23 protein-coding genes and 1 tRNA gene are annotated in these 16,775 nt (G+C 60.9%); 13 read left to right on the forward strand and 11 right to left on the reverse strand.

Features of this window, described 5'->3' with window-relative positions:
• From IHQ71_RS12045 to IHQ71_RS12070, 6 genes are all read right to left on the reverse strand, one after another.
• Positions 1 to 1,146, reverse strand: coding sequence for an NADH-quinone oxidoreductase subunit E (locus IHQ71_RS12045; protein WP_258162190.1), 1,146 nt, complete (start codon positions 1,144 to 1,146; stop codon positions 1 to 3).
• 16 nt (positions 1,147 to 1,162) lie between these two features.
• A complete protein-coding gene (locus IHQ71_RS12050) occupies positions 1,163 to 1,402 on the reverse strand; it encodes a hypothetical protein (RefSeq protein ID WP_258162191.1) in 240 nt (79 codons plus the stop codon).
• Complete coding sequence (locus IHQ71_RS12055; RefSeq protein WP_258162192.1) at positions 1,402 to 2,592, reverse strand: NADH-quinone oxidoreductase subunit D; 1,191 nt, start codon at positions 2,590 to 2,592, stop codon at positions 1,402 to 1,404. Before IHQ71_RS12055 ends, IHQ71_RS12050 begins: the two co-directional genes overlap by 1 nt.
• Positions 2,593 to 2,658: 66 nt before the next feature.
• Positions 2,659 to 3,258 carry an NADH-quinone oxidoreductase subunit C gene (locus tag IHQ71_RS12060; protein ID WP_258162193.1) on the reverse strand — a complete coding sequence of 200 codons (600 nt, stop codon included), beginning with the start codon at positions 3,256 to 3,258 and terminating at the stop codon, positions 2,659 to 2,661.
• Positions 3,259 to 3,267: 9 nt separating this feature from the next.
• Positions 3,268 to 3,852, reverse strand: a complete 585-nt coding sequence (locus IHQ71_RS12065; protein ID WP_258162194.1) for an NADH-quinone oxidoreductase subunit B family protein — start codon at positions 3,850 to 3,852, stop codon at positions 3,268 to 3,270.
• Positions 3,843 to 4,208 (reverse strand): NADH-quinone oxidoreductase subunit A, encoded by a 366-nt coding sequence (locus tag IHQ71_RS12070; RefSeq protein WP_258162195.1) that lies wholly within the window; start codon positions 4,206 to 4,208, stop codon positions 3,843 to 3,845. Before IHQ71_RS12070 ends, IHQ71_RS12065 begins: the two co-directional genes overlap by 10 nt.
• Before the next feature lie 372 nt (positions 4,209 to 4,580).
• Here IHQ71_RS12070 and IHQ71_RS12075 point away from each other — a divergent pair, with 372 nt between their 5' ends.
• Positions 4,581 to 4,727: a hypothetical protein gene (locus tag IHQ71_RS12075; protein ID WP_258162196.1), complete on the forward strand. Its 147-nt coding sequence runs from the start codon at positions 4,581 to 4,583 to the stop codon at positions 4,725 to 4,727.
• A gap of 17 nt (positions 4,728 to 4,744) precedes the next feature.
• Positions 4,745 to 5,347: a mismatch-specific DNA-glycosylase gene (locus tag IHQ71_RS12080; RefSeq protein ID WP_258162197.1), complete on the forward strand. Its 603-nt coding sequence runs from the start codon at positions 4,745 to 4,747 to the stop codon at positions 5,345 to 5,347.
• 67 nt (positions 5,348 to 5,414) lie between these two features.
• Here the strand turns inward: IHQ71_RS12080 and IHQ71_RS12085 are convergent.
• Positions 5,415 to 5,491 (reverse strand) — tRNA-Asp (locus IHQ71_RS12085).
• A gap of 289 nt (positions 5,492 to 5,780) precedes the next feature.
• Complete coding sequence (phnF, locus tag IHQ71_RS12090) at positions 5,781 to 6,527, reverse strand: phosphonate metabolism transcriptional regulator PhnF (protein ID WP_258162198.1); 747 nt, start codon at positions 6,525 to 6,527, stop codon at positions 5,781 to 5,783.
• Positions 6,528 to 6,610: 83 nt separating this feature from the next.
• Here phnF and phnG point away from each other — a divergent pair, with 83 nt between their 5' ends.
• From phnG to IHQ71_RS12105, 3 genes are read left to right on the forward strand one after another with little or no spacing between them, the layout of a single operon-like run.
• Complete coding sequence (gene phnG, locus IHQ71_RS12095; protein ID WP_258162199.1) at positions 6,611 to 7,084, forward strand: phosphonate C-P lyase system protein PhnG; 474 nt, start codon at positions 6,611 to 6,613, stop codon at positions 7,082 to 7,084.
• Positions 7,084 to 7,692: a phosphonate C-P lyase system protein PhnH gene (phnH, locus tag IHQ71_RS12100; RefSeq protein WP_258162200.1), complete on the forward strand. Its 609-nt coding sequence runs from the start codon at positions 7,084 to 7,086 to the stop codon at positions 7,690 to 7,692. Before phnG ends, phnH begins: the two co-directional genes overlap by 1 nt.
• 1 nt (position 7,693) lies before the next feature.
• Positions 7,694 to 8,809: a carbon-phosphorus lyase complex subunit PhnI gene (locus tag IHQ71_RS12105; RefSeq protein WP_258162201.1), complete on the forward strand. Its 1,116-nt coding sequence runs from the start codon at positions 7,694 to 7,696 to the stop codon at positions 8,807 to 8,809.
• Between the two features lie 5 nt (positions 8,810 to 8,814).
• Here the strand turns inward: IHQ71_RS12105 and IHQ71_RS12110 are convergent, their stop codons facing one another.
• Positions 8,815 to 8,973: a hypothetical protein gene (locus IHQ71_RS12110; protein ID WP_258162202.1), complete on the reverse strand. Its 159-nt coding sequence runs from the start codon at positions 8,971 to 8,973 to the stop codon at positions 8,815 to 8,817.
• A gap of 12 nt (positions 8,974 to 8,985) precedes the next feature.
• A complete protein-coding gene (locus tag IHQ71_RS12115; RefSeq protein WP_258162203.1) occupies positions 8,986 to 9,168 on the reverse strand; it encodes a hypothetical protein in 183 nt (60 codons plus the stop codon).
• 54 nt (positions 9,169 to 9,222) lie between these two features.
• On the opposite strand from IHQ71_RS12115, the gene IHQ71_RS12120 reads away from it, so the two are divergent.
• The 4 genes from IHQ71_RS12120 to IHQ71_RS12135 are packed head-to-tail and all read left to right on the forward strand — an operon-like array spanning position 9,223 to position 12,219.
• Positions 9,223 to 10,098 (forward strand): alpha-D-ribose 1-methylphosphonate 5-phosphate C-P-lyase PhnJ, encoded by an 876-nt coding sequence (locus IHQ71_RS12120; protein ID WP_258162204.1) that lies wholly within the window; start codon positions 9,223 to 9,225, stop codon positions 10,096 to 10,098.
• Positions 10,095 to 10,871 (forward strand): phosphonate C-P lyase system protein PhnK, encoded by a 777-nt coding sequence (gene phnK / locus IHQ71_RS12125; protein ID WP_258162205.1) that lies wholly within the window; start codon positions 10,095 to 10,097, stop codon positions 10,869 to 10,871. The genes IHQ71_RS12120 and phnK overlap by 4 nt, the downstream gene beginning before the upstream one ends.
• A gap of 11 nt (positions 10,872 to 10,882) precedes the next feature.
• Positions 10,883 to 11,590 carry a phosphonate C-P lyase system protein PhnL gene (gene phnL, locus IHQ71_RS12130; RefSeq protein WP_258162206.1) on the forward strand — a complete coding sequence of 236 codons (708 nt, stop codon included), beginning with the start codon at positions 10,883 to 10,885 and terminating at the stop codon, positions 11,588 to 11,590.
• On the forward strand, positions 11,587 to 12,219 hold the full coding sequence (locus IHQ71_RS12135; RefSeq protein WP_258162207.1) for a DapH/DapD/GlmU-related protein: 633 nt from the start codon (positions 11,587 to 11,589) through the stop codon (positions 12,217 to 12,219). Before phnL ends, IHQ71_RS12135 begins: the two co-directional genes overlap by 4 nt.
• Before the next feature lie 33 nt (positions 12,220 to 12,252).
• On the opposite strand, the gene IHQ71_RS12140 is transcribed toward IHQ71_RS12135, so the two are convergent.
• The gene (locus tag IHQ71_RS12140; RefSeq protein WP_258162208.1) at positions 12,253 to 12,369 is read right to left on the reverse strand and encodes a DUF1902 domain-containing protein; all 117 of its coding nucleotides are present in this window, start codon (positions 12,367 to 12,369) and stop codon (positions 12,253 to 12,255) included.
• Between the two features lie 235 nt (positions 12,370 to 12,604).
• Between IHQ71_RS12140 and IHQ71_RS12145 the strand changes: the two genes are divergently transcribed.
• The 4 genes from IHQ71_RS12145 to phnE all read left to right on the forward strand — a co-directional run bounded on the left by IHQ71_RS12145 (position 12,605) and on the right by phnE (position 16,774).
• Complete coding sequence (locus IHQ71_RS12145; RefSeq protein WP_258162209.1) at positions 12,605 to 13,780, forward strand: AI-2E family transporter; 1,176 nt, start codon at positions 12,605 to 12,607, stop codon at positions 13,778 to 13,780.
• 126 nt (positions 13,781 to 13,906) lie between these two features.
• Positions 13,907 to 14,746: a phosphonate ABC transporter ATP-binding protein gene (phnC, locus tag IHQ71_RS12150; RefSeq protein ID WP_258162210.1), complete on the forward strand. Its 840-nt coding sequence runs from the start codon at positions 13,907 to 13,909 to the stop codon at positions 14,744 to 14,746.
• A 90-nt stretch (positions 14,747 to 14,836) separates the two neighbouring features.
• On the forward strand, positions 14,837 to 15,742 hold the full coding sequence (gene phnD, locus IHQ71_RS12155) for a phosphonate ABC transporter substrate-binding protein (RefSeq protein ID WP_258162211.1): 906 nt from the start codon (positions 14,837 to 14,839) through the stop codon (positions 15,740 to 15,742).
• A 72-nt stretch (positions 15,743 to 15,814) separates the two neighbouring features.
• Positions 15,815 to 16,774 (forward strand): phosphonate ABC transporter, permease protein PhnE, encoded by a 960-nt coding sequence (gene phnE, locus IHQ71_RS12160; protein ID WP_374989980.1) that lies wholly within the window; start codon positions 15,815 to 15,817, stop codon positions 16,772 to 16,774.
• Position 16,775: the final 1 nt, after the last annotated feature.

The raw sequence follows: 16,775 nt of genomic DNA on the forward strand, positions 1-16,775 counted from the left end.
CTATCTCGGCTTCTTGCCGAAGACACGAATATACTCGGCTTCACCGCCATCGGCCAAGGCCCTGGCTTGACGCACCCAATCGTCGCGATCGATGCGGCCCTTGAAATTCAGGTAGCCATCCACCCATTCGCGTTCATTCTGCTGCCAGCCTGCGACCTGCACATAGGTAAAGATGCCCAGCCCATTCAGGATGCCCTCGATCTTCGGGCCAACGCCTGAGATAAGCTTGAGGTCATCGGGAGTGGCCGGCTTTTCGATACCCTTGGGGCGGCTAGCGTCTTCGAGCGAAGGCTTCGACACGACAGCAGCGGGCGTGGCAGCAACCGCTGATGCCGCTGATACTTCAGCCGCTTTCGCTTCGGCCTTTGCCGCAGGTTCGGCGACCTTGCCATCGGCAGGCGACTTAATCGCCGGGCTGGTTTCGATCGCATCGGTCTTAGGCTTGGCGGCATTGGACGGCGGAACACTTGCGCCTTCGGCGACAGCCGCAGCCGTTGGCTTTGCACGTGCTGCCTTCGGCTTTGCAACAACCGGATCCGGCTCGTTGAGCGATGTCAGGCCACCGAAGGGCGCGGAGAAGATACGGTCGATCTGCGTGCCCGTCTTCACGTCGCCCGGCTTGCCGGCTTCGAAACGCTCGATGATATATTCGAGCTGGCGCGGCGTCAGGTCCTCATAGGTGTCCTTGAAGATCGCCACCATGGGTGCATTCACGCAGGCGCCAAGACATTCGACCTCTTCCCACGACAACGTGCCGCCGGCATTGAGATGATGCGCATCATGATGGATCTTCGACTTGCAGACGGCGATCAGCTCTTCCGAGCCGCGCAGCATACAGGGCGTGGTGCCGCAGACCTGGATATGGGCGCGTGTGCCAACCGGCTGCAGCTGGAACTGCGTGTAGAAGGTCGCGACCTCGAGCGCACGGATATAGGCCATGCCGAGCATGTCGGCGATCGATTCGATCGCAGCCTTGGTCACCCAGCCGTCCTGGTCCTGGGCGCGCATCATCAGCGGGATGATCGCGGATTGCTCGCGGCCCTTCGGGTATTTCTTGATCGTTGCCTTGGCCCAGACCGCATTTTCCTTGCTAAAGGCAAAGCTCGGCGGCTGGACGCTGTCATCGGCTAATCGACGTACGGACATTCTCTTTCGCGCCCTATCAATTTATCTTGCCGCATACCGCGCGCGACAAGGTCGTCATCTGGCATGCGTAACCTGTTGAATCTTTTTGCAGGAAGACAACGAAGGACTTGCCGTTGGGAACAGCCGCCTTGATTTCGTAGCCTTGCGCAATGAGTTGTCCCATGGAAGCGCCGCTGGTCAGACTCGGAACTTCCTCCTGCGCGATCGCGGCAGTTGAGAGCATTCCGATCATCAAAGCCAGAGCGATCCTCTGCATCAGCGATCAACCTCCCCGAACACGATATCGAGCGAACCCAGCACGGCCGAGACGTCTGCAAGCTGATGGCCCTTGCAGAGGAAGTCCATCGCCTGCAGATGTGCATAGCCCGGTGCCCGGATCTTGCAGCGGTAAGGCTTGTTGGTGCCATCCGCCACAACGTAGACGCCGAACTCGCCCTTCGGCGCTTCGACGGCGGCATAGACCTCGCCCGCGGGCACATGGTAGCCCTCGGTGTAGAGCTTGAAGTGATGGATCAGCGCTTCCATCGAGCGCTTCATCTCGCCACGCTTCGGCGGCACGACCTTGCCGTCGGTGGATGACACCGGGCCGGTCTTTTCCTTGCCGAGAAGCAGCTCGACGCATTGCTTCATGATCTTGTTGGACTGGCGCATCTCGAACATGCGGATCAGGTAGCGATCGAAACAATCGCCGTTTTTGCCGACCGCGATCTCGAAATCCAGTTCCGAATAGCATTCGTAAGGCTGCGAGCGACGCAGATCCCAGGCGGCACCCGAGCCGCGCACCATGACGCCGGAGAAGCCCCATGCCCATGCATCGGCCAGCGACACCACCCCGATATCGACATTGCGCTGCTTGAAGATACGGTTGCCGGTCAGCAGGCCCTCGATATCATCGCATTTCTCGTCGAACTGGTCGCACCACTTGCCGATATCCTCGACGAGCTCCGGCGGCAGGTCCTGGTGGACGCCGCCCGGACGGAAATAGGCCGAGTGCATGCGCGCGCCGCAGGCACGCTCATAAAACACCATCAGCTTTTCGCGTTCCTCGAAGCCCCAGAGCGGCGGCGTCAGCGCGCCGACGTCCATCGCCTGTGTGGTAACGTTCATCAGATGCGACAGGATGCGGCCGATCTCGGAATAAAGCACGCGAATGAGCTGCCCGCGCTTGGGGATCTCGATGCCGCAGAGCTTTTCGACGGCAAGCGCGAAAGCGTGCTCCTGGTTCATCGGCGCGACGTAATCGAGCCGGTCGAAATAGGGCACTGCCTGCAGATAGGTCTTGGTCTCGATCAGCTTCTCGGTGCCGCGATGCAACAGGCCGATATGCGGATCGACGCGCTCGACGATTTCCCCGTCGAGCTCGAGCACCAGCCGCAGCACGCCGTGCGCGGACGGGTGTTCCGGCCCGAAGTTGATCGTGAAGTTGCGGACGTTATGTTCTGTCATTCCATGTGCTCCGAAGTGGAGGCGAATACTGGCGTAGCTTCAGGCAGTTGAGCCTGTGGCAGCCTGCTAACTCTTCTTCTCGTCACCGGGAAGAACGTAATCCGTCCCTTCCCATGGCGAGAGAAAGTCAAAGTTTCGAAATTCCTGGCGCAACTGTACCGGCTCGTAGACCACCCGCTTCACCGTATCGTCGTAGCGAACCTCGACATAGCCGGTCGTCGGGAAGTCCTTGCGCATCGGATAGCCTTCGAAGCCGTAGTCCGTCAGCAGGCGCCTGAGGTCCGGATGGCCGGTGAACAGGATGCCGTACATGTCGTAGGCCTCGCGCTCGAACCAGTCGGCGCCGACGAAGACGGACGTAGCCGAGGCGATCGTTTCATCCTCGCCGACAGCTACCTTGACGCGGATGCGCGTATTGGCCTTCGGCGACAGCAGATGGACGACCACGTCGAAACGCTTCTCGCGCTCCGGATAATCGACACCGCAGAGATCGATGAAGCTGATGAACTGGCAACGCGGATCGTCGCGCAGGAAGGTCAGGAGAGCGATATAGCTATCGACCGTTGTCGTGACGTTCAGTTCGCCCCAGGCGATTTCCGCGGAGACGATTGCCTCGCCGCGGCTCTCCCTGAGATAGACCGAAAGCTCTTCGAGTGTATTCGACATGCCCTGCCCTCAGCGCTCGATCGTGCCGGTGCGGCGGATTTTCTTCTGCAGAAGCAGCACCCCGTAGAGGAGTGCTTCTGCCGTGGGGGGACAGCCCGGCACATAGATATCCACCGGCACCACGCGGTCGCAACCGCGCACCACCGAGTAAGAATAATGGTAGTATCCGCCGCCATTGGCGCAGGAGCCCATGGAGATGACGTAACGCGGCTCGGGCATCTGGTCATAGACCTTGCGCAGCGCCGGCGCCATCTTGTTGGTCAGCGTGCCGGCGACGATCATCACGTCGGACTGACGCGGGGAGGCGCGCGGCGCGACGCCGAAGCGCTCCATGTCGTAACGCGGACCCGAGACCTGCATCAGGCCTTCGACGGCGCAGCAGGCGAGGCCGAACTGCATCCACATCAGCGAGCCGGTGCGCGCCCAGGTGATCAGTTCGTCGGTCGACGTGACCAGAAAACCCTTGTCGGCGAGTTCGTTGTCGATCTCGCCGAAGAAAGCATCATTGGCGCCAATGGGCTTGCCCGTGGAAGGGTCGATAACACCCTTCGGCTGGGGGGCGACGAGCGTAGCGTCGGAGGATGTCAATCCCATTCGAGCGCTCCTTTCTTCCATTCATAGATAAAGCCGATGGTCAGCACGAGAAGGAAGACCATCATGGACCAGAAGCCGAACCAGCCGATCGCGCCGAAAGACACGGCCCACGGAAACAGGAAGGCGACCTCAAGGTCGAAGATGATGAAGAGGATCGAGACCAGGTAGAAGCGGATATCGAACTTCATGCGGGCATCGTCGAAGGCGTTGAAGCCGCACTCGTAAGCAGAGAGCTTTTCCGAGTCGGGCGCCTTGTAAGCCACGATGAAGGGGGCGACGAGAAGCGCCAGACCTATCACCAGAGCAATACCGATAAAGATGGCGATCGGGAGGTAGGAGCCGAGAAGTTCAGTCATTTGACCTGGTCCCTGCCTGGCTTGCCGGAGAGCGTTTCGCAAGCGCGATAGCCGTCCCTGGCCAGGCCGAAATTTGTTGCATCGCAGTCGTGGTTAGCGCAGCTATGTGTGATTAGCAAGACGTTGAAACCATTTTCAACGCATTGCCGCCACATTTGCCCGGACCGCGTCAATTCGCGCGTTTCAAACGTTTGAAGTCATTTGAAATTAAGACTCCTAGGAAGAAGATGCGATCGCTCGCTGCCTTGGCAGGCAACGTAATCATTGCCGATTTGACATGGTGTTGGACGCGACCTATCTCCTGTTGCAGGAGTGGATCGCAATCAATCGCGGTCGCCGCTCCGGCTTGATGCCTATTAAGGAGACTGAGAGATGCGTTTCGCGTTTTTTCTAGCCGGCACAATAGCGATGCTGACACTTGCGAGCTGCCAGGGTGCCGCGCCTATCAGTCCGAAAGATCGCTCGGTCAACGATACGGGCAGATATGGCGGGCAGAAGGGCAACTTCCACACCAAGTAGAGCTTGACTGGGCGTGGATGAGTCCACAGGGCTTCGAAAAGGGCGCTGTCGGTAATCACCGCCACGAAGACCACGATACGACTAACCAAGCCTGGCTCGATTGCACGCCGTCGATGATACATATCCTCGAAGACCTCCTCCGGCCCAACCTGCGCCTCGTGATTTGCGGAACGGCGGCCGGCACACGATCGGCCCGGATCGGCGCCTATTACGCCGGTCCTGGAAACAAGTTCTGGCGCACGATCCATGTCATCGGCCTCACCCCACATCTCGTCGCCCCGGAGGACTGGCGGTTGCTCGATGCGTTCGGGATCGGCTTCACCGATATGGCGAAGCACCATTTCGGAATGGACAAGGATCTGCCAGCCGACTGCTTCGACGCCGGTCGCCTGCGGGCAGCCATGGAAGAGATCCAGCCTGGCGCTCTCGCCTTCAACGGCAAAGCCGCGGCACAGGCCTTCTTCGACCGGAAGTCGATCGACTATGGACAGCATGAAGAGAGTATCGGGAAGACGGCGATATGGGTTCTGCCGTCCACATCCGGCGCTGCGTCAGGCGCGTGGCGTATCGGTCCATGGCAAGAGCTGGCGGACGCTGTCCGAGCGACAGTCGCGAGCTAAGCGCACGAAGCTCGTCGATTTTCAATTGAGGACAAGCCGATCAAACTTTTGATCTGGAAGAGAGAAATGGCGCGAGTGACGGGGCTCGAACCCGCGACCTCCGGCGTGACAGGCCGGCACTCTAACCAACTGAGCTACACCCGCGCATTTCTTTCCGAACGGCTTGTTCGCCGTTCGTGAGCGGCTAACTAAGGGGTGCCGGTGGAAGTGTCAAGCAGGTTTTGTGACAAAATGGAAAAGGGCACCGAGATTTTCGAGGATTTTCCTTCAAGCCATTGTCTTCAATCGGGAAATCGATAGCCGATCACGGCGACGCCCTATCGTTGCAGCCTCGCTCGCACCCGAATCTCGGGTCTCTTTCGGGGAAATTCGGGCTCTAGGGGCCAGATGGCCGAATCCGTTTCCCTGGACAGAACAAATACACTCCCGCGGATCAAACACCCTGTGTTTCCAGCCTCAGCGTGATGCGCTCGGCCGCGAAAATAGTGCGTGAGAACTGGATGGGCCTCCCCGAGGAATCAGCATTCACCGCCAGTGTTTCGAGGACGACCGAGGTTGACGAGAGCCGGAGCCTTGAACTCTCTTCTGATGTCGCGAGACGTCCCGTCACCTCCGTCGAGATGCGGACGTAATCCTCGACACCCTGTTCAGCCAGCGCACGCGTGATCGAATGGTGTCGTTCGAAATGAATCGCCATCTCGGGAAAACGACGCTCGTCGAAATAATGGCTTGAAAGCGAGATCGGCTCGCCATCGGCCATGCTCAGGGTCTCGAGCTTCAGGACTGACGCGGTCTCCGGAATACCGAGTGCTGCTGCGACCTGTTCGGGCGCCATGACGGATTGCGCGCCGAGCAACCGCATCTCCAGTTCATGCGCTTGGCTGCCGAGTCCATCGGAGAATCGCGTCCGCCGGCCGACCGGATAGACCAGTCTCTCCCGCTTCTCGATCAGCGTGCCCCTGCCCTGCACCCGGCGCAGCATGCCATCCTCGGCCAGTGCCGCGATCGCGTTGCGCACCGTGTGGCGGTTGACGCCGAAACGCTCGGCCAGAACCGTTTCCGGCGGCACCATGCCCGTCTCGTCATATTCACCTGACATAATGGAGCGACTGATCTGGTCGGCGATCTGTTTCCAGGCGGAGATGCCGCTCCGGCGATCGATGGGAAAATGTTCGTTCATGTCACATGTCTGTCATTGTCAGGGCGTAATTGCCGTTGTAGATGTCTAGTTATCTAGACTAATAGACATTTGGAGAATGTTCAATGCCTCTGGAAAATTCAAGTTCAGGCCTGGACGGACAGAATGACCGGCGCCGGCACATTATGGAGATTCTGGCAAAGGCGGATGACAGCAGGCTCGAAAGCGCCTGGGAGGAATGGCCTGACAAGCCTGATGTCTTTGCCGTGCGAGGACCCGAGACCGGCCTGGTCATGATCCGCGGCCGCATCGGCGGCGGCGGCGCACCTTTCAATCTCGGTGAAGCCAGCATCAGCCGCGCGACGATCCGGCTCGGCACGGGCGAGATCGGTTTCGGCCAGACGCTCGGCCTGACCCCACGCAAGGCCGAACTCGCCGCGATCTTCGATGCGCTCGGCCAGCGGCCGGAAACAAACGATGCTGTCAGTGCGCTCGCCGCCGATATCGAACGGGGCATCGCCGAGGCAGATGAGACCCGCCGCCGTGAGACCGCCGCGACGCGCGTCGATTTCTTCACCATGGTCAGGGGAGAAGACTGATGGCCTATCGCACCGAATCCTACACCGGCGGTTTTGCCGACCCGGTCTTCGAAGCGCAGTCGATGTTCAAGACATTGATGGATTGCATGGCCCGGCCCGGCACCATCGCCACCGTCAGCGCGCCATCCGCGCCGCCCTCACCCATGAGTGCCGGCGCAGGCGCCATCGCGCTTACGCTCTGCGACCACGACACGCCGGTCTATCTGTCACCGGCGCTGATCGGCGCGGGCGTGCAAGGCTGGCTGGCATTCCAGACCGGATCGCTGCTGACGGAAGACCGCACCGATGCCGCCTTCGCCTTTTTCGAAAAGGGAGCGGTGCTCCCTGCCTTGTCGACCTTTTCGACGGGTTCGCAGGAATATCCGGATCGCTCGACGACCATTATCGCCGAACTGCCTGATCTCGTCGGTGGCGCAACGCTCACGCTTTCCGGCCCGGGCATCGATGGTGAAGCGACCATCGCGCCGCAGGGCCTGCCGCCGCATTTCGAAAGCATGTGGCGGGAAAATGCCGCGCTCTATCCGCGCGGCGTCGATCTGGTCCTGGTCTCGGGCGCCGACATTCTCTGCCTGCCGCGCGCAACCAAAATCGCAACGAGAGGGGCATGATATGTATGTAGCTGTCAAAGGCGGCGAAACAGCCATTGCCAATGCCCATCGGCTGCTGGCCGACAAACGGCGGGGCGACCGCAACCTGCCCTCGGTCACCATCGAACAGATCGTCGAGCAGTTCGGCCTGGCCGTCGACCGTGTCATGGCCGAAGGCTCGCTCTACGATCGCCCGCTGGCAGCCATCGCGCTGAAGCAGGCGCGCGGCGACATGATCGAGGCGATCTTCATCCTGCGCGCCCATCGCACCACGCTGCCCCGTTTCGGCTATACCAAGCCGATCGATACGGCGGAGATGCTGGTCGCAAGACGTGTGTCAGCGACCTATAAGGACCTACCCGGCGGGCAGCTGCTGGGACCGACCTTCGACTATACCCACCGCCTGATCGATCCGTCCCTTGCCGGCGACACCGAGCCGGAAATGCCGGTCGAGCGGGAAGCGCCCGAAGAAGGCGTGATGCGCGTCTCCGAAATCCTCGCACAGGAAGGCCTGATCGAGGCCGATGGCGTCATGCCCGGCGACCATCAGACCGGCGACATCACGCGTACGCCGCTGGAATTTCCGATGACACGCGATTCACGCCTGCAGGCACTGGCGCGTGGTGACGAAGGTTTCCTGCTGGCGCTCGGCTATTCGACCCAGCGTGGCTATGCCCGGACCCATCCTTTTGCCGGCGAGATCCGCATCGGCGAAGTGGAGGTCGAGATGGATATTCCGGAACTCGGCTTCTCCGTCTCGCTCGGCCGCATCCAGGTAACCGAATGCCAGATGGTCAACCAGTTCAAGGGCTCGGCCAAGGAACCGCCGCAATTCACCCGTGGCTACGGGCTGGTCTTCGGCCAGTCCGAGCGCAAGGCGATGGCCATGGCGCTCTGCGACCGCGCCCTTCGCGCCAAGGAGTTCGACGAGGATGTCGTGGCACCGGCGCAGGACGAGGAATTCGTCATCTCGCATTCCGACAATGTGCAGGCGACGGGTTTCGTCGAACACTTGAAACTGCCGCATTACGTGGATTTCCAGGCCGAACTCGATCTCGTGCGCCGCATGCGTTCAGACTATGAGGCGGCGCGTAGGCGCAAGGACAGTGACGACGAACGCAAGGAGGCCGCGGAATGATGGCCTCAGTCGCCCCCGCCGTCTCCGCCTCCATCGCTGTCGCCTCCGTCGGGACCCGATTCAAAATTTGCCGGGAGACGGTCCTGGAACACGATACCTATGACGGCGACCAGCACGCAAAAGCCGGCGATAAAGAGAAGCACGGTGATCTCTTTGTCCGTCATGAGCTGGCGTCCTCAATCTCCACCGTCGGCGCCCCCATCGGCATGGCTGTAGTCCCAGCCTCGTCCATCTCCACCCGGATCACCGGATGTGTGGGAGCCATGATCCCGCTTCGCCTTCGAAGCTTTGAAGAAGAAATAGCCTATGACGGCCGCGATGACGGCCATCAGGACCAACCCGACGACAATATTGTCCATGCACCAAAGCCCCTATTCGGCGGGCGCGCCCGCATGGCGAGAAGGTAAGCCAAGATGACAACCATTGCCAGCTACAACTTCGCCTATCTCGACGAACAGACCAAGCGGATGATCCGCCGCGCCATCCTCAAGGCGATCGCCATTCCCGGCTACCAGGTGCCGTTCGCATCCCGCGAAATGCCGATGCCCTATGGCTGGGGCACCGGCGGCGTGCAGGTGACTGCCGCGATCATCGGGCCGGACGATGTACTCAAGGTCATAGACCAGGGTGCAGACGACACGACCAATGCTGTGTCTATCCGCGCCTTCTTCCAGAAGGTCGCCAACGTCGCGGTAACGACCAAAACGTCTGAGGCGACCATCATCCAGACGCGCCACCGCATCCCCGAGGAAACGCTGAAAGCCGGCCAGACTCTGGTCTACCAGGTGCCGATCCCCGAACCCCTGCGCTTTCTCGAACCACGCGAGACCGAAACCCGCAAAATGCATGCGCTCGAGGAATACGGCCTCATGCATGTGAAGCTCTACGAGGATATCGCCCGCAACGGCGAGATCGCCACGACCTATGCCTATCCGGTGAAGATCGAGGGCCGCTATGTCATGGACCCCTCGCCGATCCCGAAATTCGACAATCCGAAAATGCATCGTTCGGAAGCGCTGCAACTGTTCGGCGCCGGCCGCGAGAAGCGGATCTATGCCGTCCCGCCCTTCACCGAAGTCGTGAGCCTCGATTTCGAGGACTATCCGTTCACGGTGCAGTCTTTCAACAAGCCCTGCGCGCTCTGCGGCGCCCACGGCGTCTACCTTGATGAAGTGGTGCTCGACGACAAGGGCAAGCGGATGTTCGTCTGCTCAGACACCGATTATTGCGAGGATCGCCGGGCGCAGGGCCATGTGGGCGAACAGGCCGGACTGGAGGCCGCCGAATGACCGACACACCGCTTCTGAAAGTCCAGGGTCTTTCCAAATTCTACGGCAGCCGCATCGGCTGCATGAATGTCAGTTTCGATCTCTGGCCCGGCGAAGTGCTCGCCATTGTCGGTGAATCCGGCTCTGGCAAGACGACGTTGCTCAATTGTCTTTCGACGCGTTTGCAGGCCGATAGCGGCATGATTCAGTACCGCATGCGCGACGATGCCTTCCGCGACATCGCCCGGATGAGTGAGGCTGAACGCCGCTTCCTGATGCGCACCGATTGGGGCTTCGTGCACCAGAACCCGGCCGATGGCCTCAGGATGGCGGTGTCCGCCGGTGCCAATGTCGGCGAACGGCTGATGGCAGTGGGTGACCGGCATTACGGCAACATCCGCGCCACCGCGACCGACTGGCTCTCCCGCGTCGAGATTGACGAGGATCGCATCGACGATCAGCCGCGCGCCTTTTCGGGCGGCATGCGCCAGCGCCTGCAGATCGCGCGCAACCTGGTGACCTCGCCGCGCCTCGTCTTCATGGACGAGCCCACCGGTGGTCTCGACGTCTCGGTACAGGCGCGCCTGCTCGACCTGCTGCGCGGCCTCGTCCAGGATCTTGGCCTGTCGGTCATCATCGTCACGCATGATCTCGCGGTCGCCCGGCTGATTTCGCATCGCATGATGGTGATGAAGAACGGGCTGGTCATCGAACACGGCCTGACCGACCGCGTGCTCGACGACCCGCAGGAGCCCTATACGCAATTGCTCGTTTCATCGATCCTGCAGGTCTGAGGAGAATGGATATGTCGTCCCCCCTGATTGTCACCGGCCTCCAAAAGACCTTCACCATGCATCTGCGCGGAGGGCTGAAACTGCCCGTCATGTCCAACGCTTCGCTCAATGTCGGCGCGGGCGAATGCGTGGTGCTCGGCGGCCCCTCCGGCATCGGCAAGAGCTCGATTCTCAAGATGATCTACGGCAACTATGCCGTCGATCGCGGCGAGATCCTGATCAAGCATGATGGGGAACCGCACGACATCGCCACGGCCAGCCCGCGCCAGGTGCTGGAAATACGCCGCCGTACATTGGGCTATGTCAGCCAGTTCCTGCGTACCGTGCCGCGCGTCGGCGCGCTTGATATCGTAGCCGAGCCGCTGACCGCCCGCGGCACCCCGGTGGAAGACGCTCGCAAAGCGGCAGCAATCCTGCTGTCGCGGCTCAACCTGCCGGACGCGCTCTGGCAATTGCCGCCCGCGACCTTCTCCGGCGGTGAACAGCAGCGCGTCAACATCGCGCGCGGCTTCATCACCGATCATCCGGTGCTGCTGCTCGATGAACCGACCGCATCGCTCGATGCCGCCAACCGCGCCGTGGTGGTCGAAATGATCCGGGAAAAGAAGGAAAATGGCGTCGCACTGCTCGGCATCTTCCACGACGAAGATGTCCGCAGCCAGGTCGCAGACCGCATTGTCGATGTCGGCGCATTCTCCGCACGAAAGCAGGCAGCATGACCAAGCTCTCGGAAACCCCGCTTGTCCACGAAACCGCCAATGTCACCAATACGAGACTGGGCCGTTACACCGAGATCGCCGAGCATTGCCGGATCTCCGAAACAACCATCGACGATTATTCCTATGTCATGGAATACGGCATGATCTGGTGCACGACGATCGGCAAATTCGCCAATATCGCGGCGAATGTGCGGATCAACGCCACCAATCATCCGCTCTGGCGGCCGACGCTGCACCACTTCACCTATCGCTCCGGCGACTATTGGCCGGATGCCGGCACCGACGAGGACTTCTTCGGCTGGCGGCGCGACCATGCGATCACGATTGGCCATGATGTCTGGATCGGCCACGGCGCGACCATCCTGCCCGGCGTGACGATCGGCAATGGCGCGGCCATCGGCGCCGGCGCCGTGGTGACCAAGGATGTCGAGCCCTACATGGTGGTCGGCGGCGTGGCGGCCAAGCCGATCCGCGAACGCTTCTCGCGCGATGTCGCCGAGCGTTACGAGAAACTGGCTTGGTGGGACTGGGATCATCTCCGGCTGCGGGCGGCGCTGGATGATTTTCGGAATTTGAGCGCCGAGGCGTTTCTCGACCGGCATGAGGATATGGAGACGGCGGCGGCTTAGAAGGCCTTCGGCCGGCCGTTCAATTCGACGAGGTCACTGAGCACCGCCAGCACCGACGGTCTCGGCCTCGACCACAAGCCCGTCGATGTCGGTGCTTGTCGCGACCCAGACTTTCGCCTCTTCATCCCATTCGCAGAGTACCCGTATCATGCCGGTCACCATAATCGTCGATCAGGTCGATAAGTGTTTCGAGAAGCAATCATAGCGCAATTTGGTGCCTGGGCCAGATTGGTAATCATCAATCCGGCGCAAATCCCGGATATTTACCCTCCGCCATTTTTCTGGTTCCTGATAAAACAATTTCGACTATAGCTCGCCGTACAAACGTCCATCATAATATGGGCGTCATGCCGGTTCTATAAATGGTCCAGATATCGGAGACCGAATGCATTCGAGCAACCGCGGCAGACCCTATTCCACCGTCGAGCGGGCAGACATAGAAACTGCCCGGCGGGAGCGATTTGCGCTCGTGCCCTCGGCGACGGTCGCGCGCGTGCTTCTGGTCCTTGTGATTCTGGCCGGTGTCTATTTCTTCCACGGCTTCATCGTGCCAGTGCTTGCCGCGCTGGTGATCGGTTTCGCCAGTTGGCCGATCTACCGTCGGATTCTCAATGCCATCGGCGGCAATCGCACGCTCGGCGCCACGATCGCGCTGCTGCTGGTTTTGTCCTTCATCATCATCCCGATTACGATCGCCACCGTCTACGCGATGAAGGAAATCAAGGTCTGGGTGCTCTGGGCGATCGAGGCGAACAAGCATGGAGCGCCGGTTCCGGTCTGGCTGCAGGGCTTGCCCTTCGCCGGTGAAATGCTGAGCGAGCAATGGGTGCGATATGCCGGCCATGCCGGCGGCCTCGGCGAACTGGTCCAGGTGATCAGCGGCTCGAATATCGGCAATATCTATCGCGGCGTCGTCACATTCGGCGCCACCGCCTTCCAGGCGCTGCTCACGCTTCTCTTCATGCTGATCACGCTGTTCTTCGTCTATCGCAACGGTGAAGGCCTTGTCCTTCAGCTCGATCGAATCGGTGAACGGATTCTTCCCGAACGCTGGGAGCGCGTGTCGCGGATCGTCCCGCTGACGATCAGCTCAACCGTGACGGGGATGACCGTTATCGCCATCGGCGAGGGCATCGTGCTCGGCATCGCCTATTGGATCGCCGGCGTCCCCTCGCCCGTGACGCTCGGCGTGATCACCGGCATCATGGCGCTCATCCCCGGCGGCGCGCCGCTGAGCTTCACGCTGGTTTCGCTCTATCTCGTCGCGAGCGGCTCCCATGTCGCCGGCGCGGCGCTCTTCATTTGGGGTTCGGTGGAACTCTTCATCGTCGACAAGACGCTCAGGCCGAAGCTCGTCGGCGGGCCGATAAAGCTGCCTTTCCTGCCGACATTCTTCGGCCTGATCGGTGGTGTCAAGACGATGGGTTTTCTCGGCCTCTTCGTCGGCCCGGTGCTGATGGCGCTGCTGGTCGCGATATGGCGTGAATGGCTCCACACCGATGCCGTGGCGACCCAGGTCGAGTCCGAACGCGAGCAGATCGCTCAAAGAGCTGCGGAATAGGCTCTCCCCGGCAATCCCGGCTGTGGATTGTCATCCAACCGTCATGAATTCGACACCGAACCTTCAATCAAGCCCTCTAGACCCGATCCCAACAACGGCGAAAAGTCGAAACAGGGATTTGGCGGAATGTTTGAATTCAGGAATGTCACGCGACGATTCGGATCGAAGACCGCCGTCGACAGCGTCACAACAGACATCCCAGCGGGCCAGATGGTCGGCATCATCGGTCGCTCCGGTGCCGGGAAATCCACGTTCCTTCGCATGATCAACCGGCTGGCGGACCCGTCGGCCGGTTCCATTATTTTCGATGGCCGTGAAGTGTCGTCCCTGAAGGGCGCCGAACTGCGCCGCTGGCAGCGCGATTGCGCCATGATCTTCCAGCAGTTCAACCTCGTGCCGCGTCTCGATGTGCTGACCAATGTGCTGCTCGGACGGCTGAACCACCGTTCCACGGTCACCAGCATCCTCAACATGTTCACCCGCGAAGAGCGGATCATGGCGATCGCCGCACTCGAGCGGCTCGGCATCGAACAGTCAGCATTGCAAGCCGCCGGCACGCTGTCGGGCGGCCAGCAGCAGCGCGTCGCCATCGCGCGTGCGCTGATGCAGGAGCCGAAAGTGCTGCTCGCCGACGAGCCCATCGCCTCACTCGATCCGCTCAACGCCAAGATCGTCATGGATGCACTGCGCGACATCAACGAACGCGAAGGCATCACGGTCATCTGCAACCTGCACACGCTCGACACCGCGCGCGCCTATTGCCAGCGCATCATCGGCATGGCGGCGGGCAAGGTCGTGTTCGACGGCGGCCCAGATGAACTCACGCGCGACGCCGTATCGGCGATCTACGGCTCCGAGGGCGCGCTTGACGAGTCGATGACCTCCACCAGCATCAATATTCCGGCGGCGGCAATCGTGCCCGTCCCGGACAATGTACCGAAGCCACTGGTTTTGCTGGGCGTCTGAGACGCCCGACCCGATCGCCCGCCCGCGTCAAAGGCAGTTCCCGAATCGACAAGAACATCCGGTTTGACCGGACCGACCAGGAGAGACACCATGTTGAAGAAGACCCTGCTTGCCGCCACCGCGCTTCTCGCGCTGGCTTCCGCCGCTGCTGCCGAAGACCTCAAGGAATTCCGCATCGGCATTCTCGGCGGCGAAAACGAAGCCGACCGCCTCAAGTCCTACCAGTGCCTCGTCGATCAGCTTCCGGCTGCCATCGGCGTCGAAAAGGTTTCGCTGTTCCCGGCCGCCGATTATGACGGCGTCGTGCAGGGCCTGCTCGGCGGTACGCTCGATTACGCCGAACTCGGCGCTTCCGGCTTTGCCAAGATCTATCTCGCCGATGCCAAGGCTGTCGAGCCGATCCTGACCACCGTCCAGACCGACGGCTCGATGGGCTATTACTCCATCATGGTCGCCCGCAAGGACAAGGGCTATAAGACGCTCGCCGACATCAAGGGCAAGAAGCTCGGCTTTGCCGATCCGGACTCCACCTCGGGCTACCTGGTCCCGCTCGTGACCCTGCCCGAGAAGACCGGCGCGCCAGTGAAGGAATATTTCACTGAAACCGGTTTCGGCGGCGGCCATGAGAACCTTGTTCTCGAAGTCCTGAAGGGCAATTTCGATGCTGGCACGACCTTCGGTTCGGGCGTCGGCGACTTCAAGGACGGCTACACCTCCGGCAACCTCCGCAAGATGGTCGACAAGGGGATCCTCAACATGGATGACCTGGTCGAACTCTGGAAGTCGCCGCTGATCCCGAACGGCCCGATCGTCGTCCGCTCCTCGATGAATGACGACATGAAGAAGAAGTTCAAGGACTATATGGTCAAGCTGCCGGAAACCGATGCCGCTTGCTTCTCCGCCATCCAGGGCGGCGATTTCAAGAGCTACACCGAAGTGACGGTCGATTTCTACAAGCCGATCATCGACGCCCGCAAGGCAACCATCGGCGGCTGACAGGCCCAATAGGAGTGAGCGCCGCCGGAGAAATCCCGCGGCGCTCTTCTTGCGACCGGGGATACGAATCTCATGAACATGGCGACCACCCAGACATTGGGCGAAGGCGGCGCGCTGATCGAGCGCCACTGGCGCGAACTCGCGGGCAAGCGCCGACTCTACACGCTGATCGGCTTCGTGATTTTCGCGATCGCGCTTTCCGGCTCGCTGTGGTTCGCCAATGACAGCAATTCCGGCAAGTTCCTCGACCGCTTGCCCTATCTCTTCGATTTCATCGGCGAATTAATCCCGCGCGATCCGTGGGAGATTTTCCGGGCGATGTTCGACCTGCCCTCGCCCTATGACGACGGCAGCTTCAAGTACAATTATCCCGACGGTCGCTACTACATCACGTCGAATATCTACATTCCCGAATATTTCTACAAAATGATCGAGACGGTGAACATCGCGATCTTCTCGACGCTGATCGGGCTCGTCATCGGCTTTCCGCTAAGCTTCTTCGCAGCCAAGAACATGATGCCGAATCCGTTCGTACGCGGCTTTGTCCGTCGCGTGATGGAAGTGCTCCGCGCCTTCCCCGAGGTGGTCATCGCCGGTTTCTTCCTGGCGATCCTGTCCCTGGGGCCGATCCCGGCGATCATCGCGGTGGCGATCCACACGATCGGCGCGCTCGGCAAGATGTTCTACGAGGTCATCGAAAACGCCGACATGAAGCCCGACGAGGGCCTGCGCGCATCGGGCGGCAACTGGATCGAACGGGTGCGCTTCGGCATGGTGCCGCAGGTCATGCCCAACTTCGCCTCCTATGCGCTGCTTCGGCTGGAGATCAACGTCCGCGCCTCCACGATCATCGGCGCGGTCGGCGGCGGCGGCATCGGCGAACTGCTCAGGCTATCGATCAGCCAGGGCCATGAAGCCAAGACGCTGGCGATCATGCTGCTGCTCTTCATCACCATCATCTCGGTCGATCAGTTCTCCGCCTGGCTGCGCCAGCGGCTGACCGGCGACCACGCCTTACAGCTCGTTCATTGAG

This window comes from Rhizobium sp. TH2 (assembly GCF_024707525.1).
Taxonomy (GTDB): Bacteria; Pseudomonadota; Alphaproteobacteria; order Rhizobiales; family Rhizobiaceae; genus Rhizobium_E.

What these genes read in the sequence shown, in the direction of transcription:
- IHQ71_RS12120 (WP_258162204.1), top strand. Translation starts at nt 9,223, where the DNA reads ATGACAACCATTGCCAGCTACAACTTCGCCTATCTCGACGAACAGACC.
- IHQ71_RS12075 (WP_258162196.1), top strand. Translation starts at nt 4,581, where the DNA reads ATGCGTTTCGCGTTTTTTCTAGCCGGCACAATAGCGATGCTGACACTT.
- IHQ71_RS12135 (WP_258162207.1), top strand. Translation starts at nt 11,587, where the DNA reads ATGACCAAGCTCTCGGAAACCCCGCTTGTCCACGAAACCGCCAATGTC.
- phnE (WP_374989980.1), top strand. Translation starts at nt 15,815, where the DNA reads ATGAACATGGCGACCACCCAGACATTGGGCGAAGGCGGCGCGCTGATC.
- phnL (WP_258162206.1), top strand. Translation starts at nt 10,883, where the DNA reads ATGTCGTCCCCCCTGATTGTCACCGGCCTCCAAAAGACCTTCACCATG.
- IHQ71_RS12105 (WP_258162201.1), top strand. Translation starts at nt 7,694, where the DNA reads ATGTATGTAGCTGTCAAAGGCGGCGAAACAGCCATTGCCAATGCCCAT.
- IHQ71_RS12080 (WP_258162197.1), top strand. Translation starts at nt 4,745, where the DNA reads ATGAGTCCACAGGGCTTCGAAAAGGGCGCTGTCGGTAATCACCGCCAC.
- phnK (WP_258162205.1), top strand. Translation starts at nt 10,095, where the DNA reads ATGACCGACACACCGCTTCTGAAAGTCCAGGGTCTTTCCAAATTCTAC.
- IHQ71_RS12110 (WP_258162202.1), bottom strand. Translation starts at nt 8,973, where the DNA reads ATGACGGACAAAGAGATCACCGTGCTTCTCTTTATCGCCGGCTTTTGC.
- IHQ71_RS12065 (WP_258162194.1), bottom strand. Translation starts at nt 3,852, where the DNA reads ATGGGATTGACATCCTCCGACGCTACGCTCGTCGCCCCCCAGCCGAAG.
- IHQ71_RS12140 (WP_258162208.1), bottom strand. Translation starts at nt 12,369, where the DNA reads ATGATACGGGTACTCTGCGAATGGGATGAAGAGGCGAAAGTCTGGGTC.
- phnD (WP_258162211.1), top strand. Translation starts at nt 14,837, where the DNA reads ATGTTGAAGAAGACCCTGCTTGCCGCCACCGCGCTTCTCGCGCTGGCT.
- IHQ71_RS12060 (WP_258162193.1), bottom strand. Translation starts at nt 3,258, where the DNA reads ATGTCGAATACACTCGAAGAGCTTTCGGTCTATCTCAGGGAGAGCCGC.
- IHQ71_RS12050 (WP_258162191.1), bottom strand. Translation starts at nt 1,402, where the DNA reads ATGCAGAGGATCGCTCTGGCTTTGATGATCGGAATGCTCTCAACTGCC.
- IHQ71_RS12115 (WP_258162203.1), bottom strand. Translation starts at nt 9,168, where the DNA reads ATGGACAATATTGTCGTCGGGTTGGTCCTGATGGCCGTCATCGCGGCC.
- phnF (WP_258162198.1), bottom strand. Translation starts at nt 6,527, where the DNA reads ATGAACGAACATTTTCCCATCGATCGCCGGAGCGGCATCTCCGCCTGG.
- phnH (WP_258162200.1), top strand. Translation starts at nt 7,084, where the DNA reads ATGGCCTATCGCACCGAATCCTACACCGGCGGTTTTGCCGACCCGGTC.
- IHQ71_RS12070 (WP_258162195.1), bottom strand. Translation starts at nt 4,208, where the DNA reads ATGACTGAACTTCTCGGCTCCTACCTCCCGATCGCCATCTTTATCGGT.
- phnC (WP_258162210.1), top strand. Translation starts at nt 13,907, where the DNA reads ATGTTTGAATTCAGGAATGTCACGCGACGATTCGGATCGAAGACCGCC.
- IHQ71_RS12055 (WP_258162192.1), bottom strand. Translation starts at nt 2,592, where the DNA reads ATGACAGAACATAACGTCCGCAACTTCACGATCAACTTCGGGCCGGAA.
- IHQ71_RS12145 (WP_258162209.1), top strand. Translation starts at nt 12,605, where the DNA reads ATGCATTCGAGCAACCGCGGCAGACCCTATTCCACCGTCGAGCGGGCA.
- IHQ71_RS12045 (WP_258162190.1), bottom strand. Translation starts at nt 1,146, where the DNA reads ATGTCCGTACGTCGATTAGCCGATGACAGCGTCCAGCCGCCGAGCTTT.
- phnG (WP_258162199.1), top strand. Translation starts at nt 6,611, where the DNA reads ATGCCTCTGGAAAATTCAAGTTCAGGCCTGGACGGACAGAATGACCGG.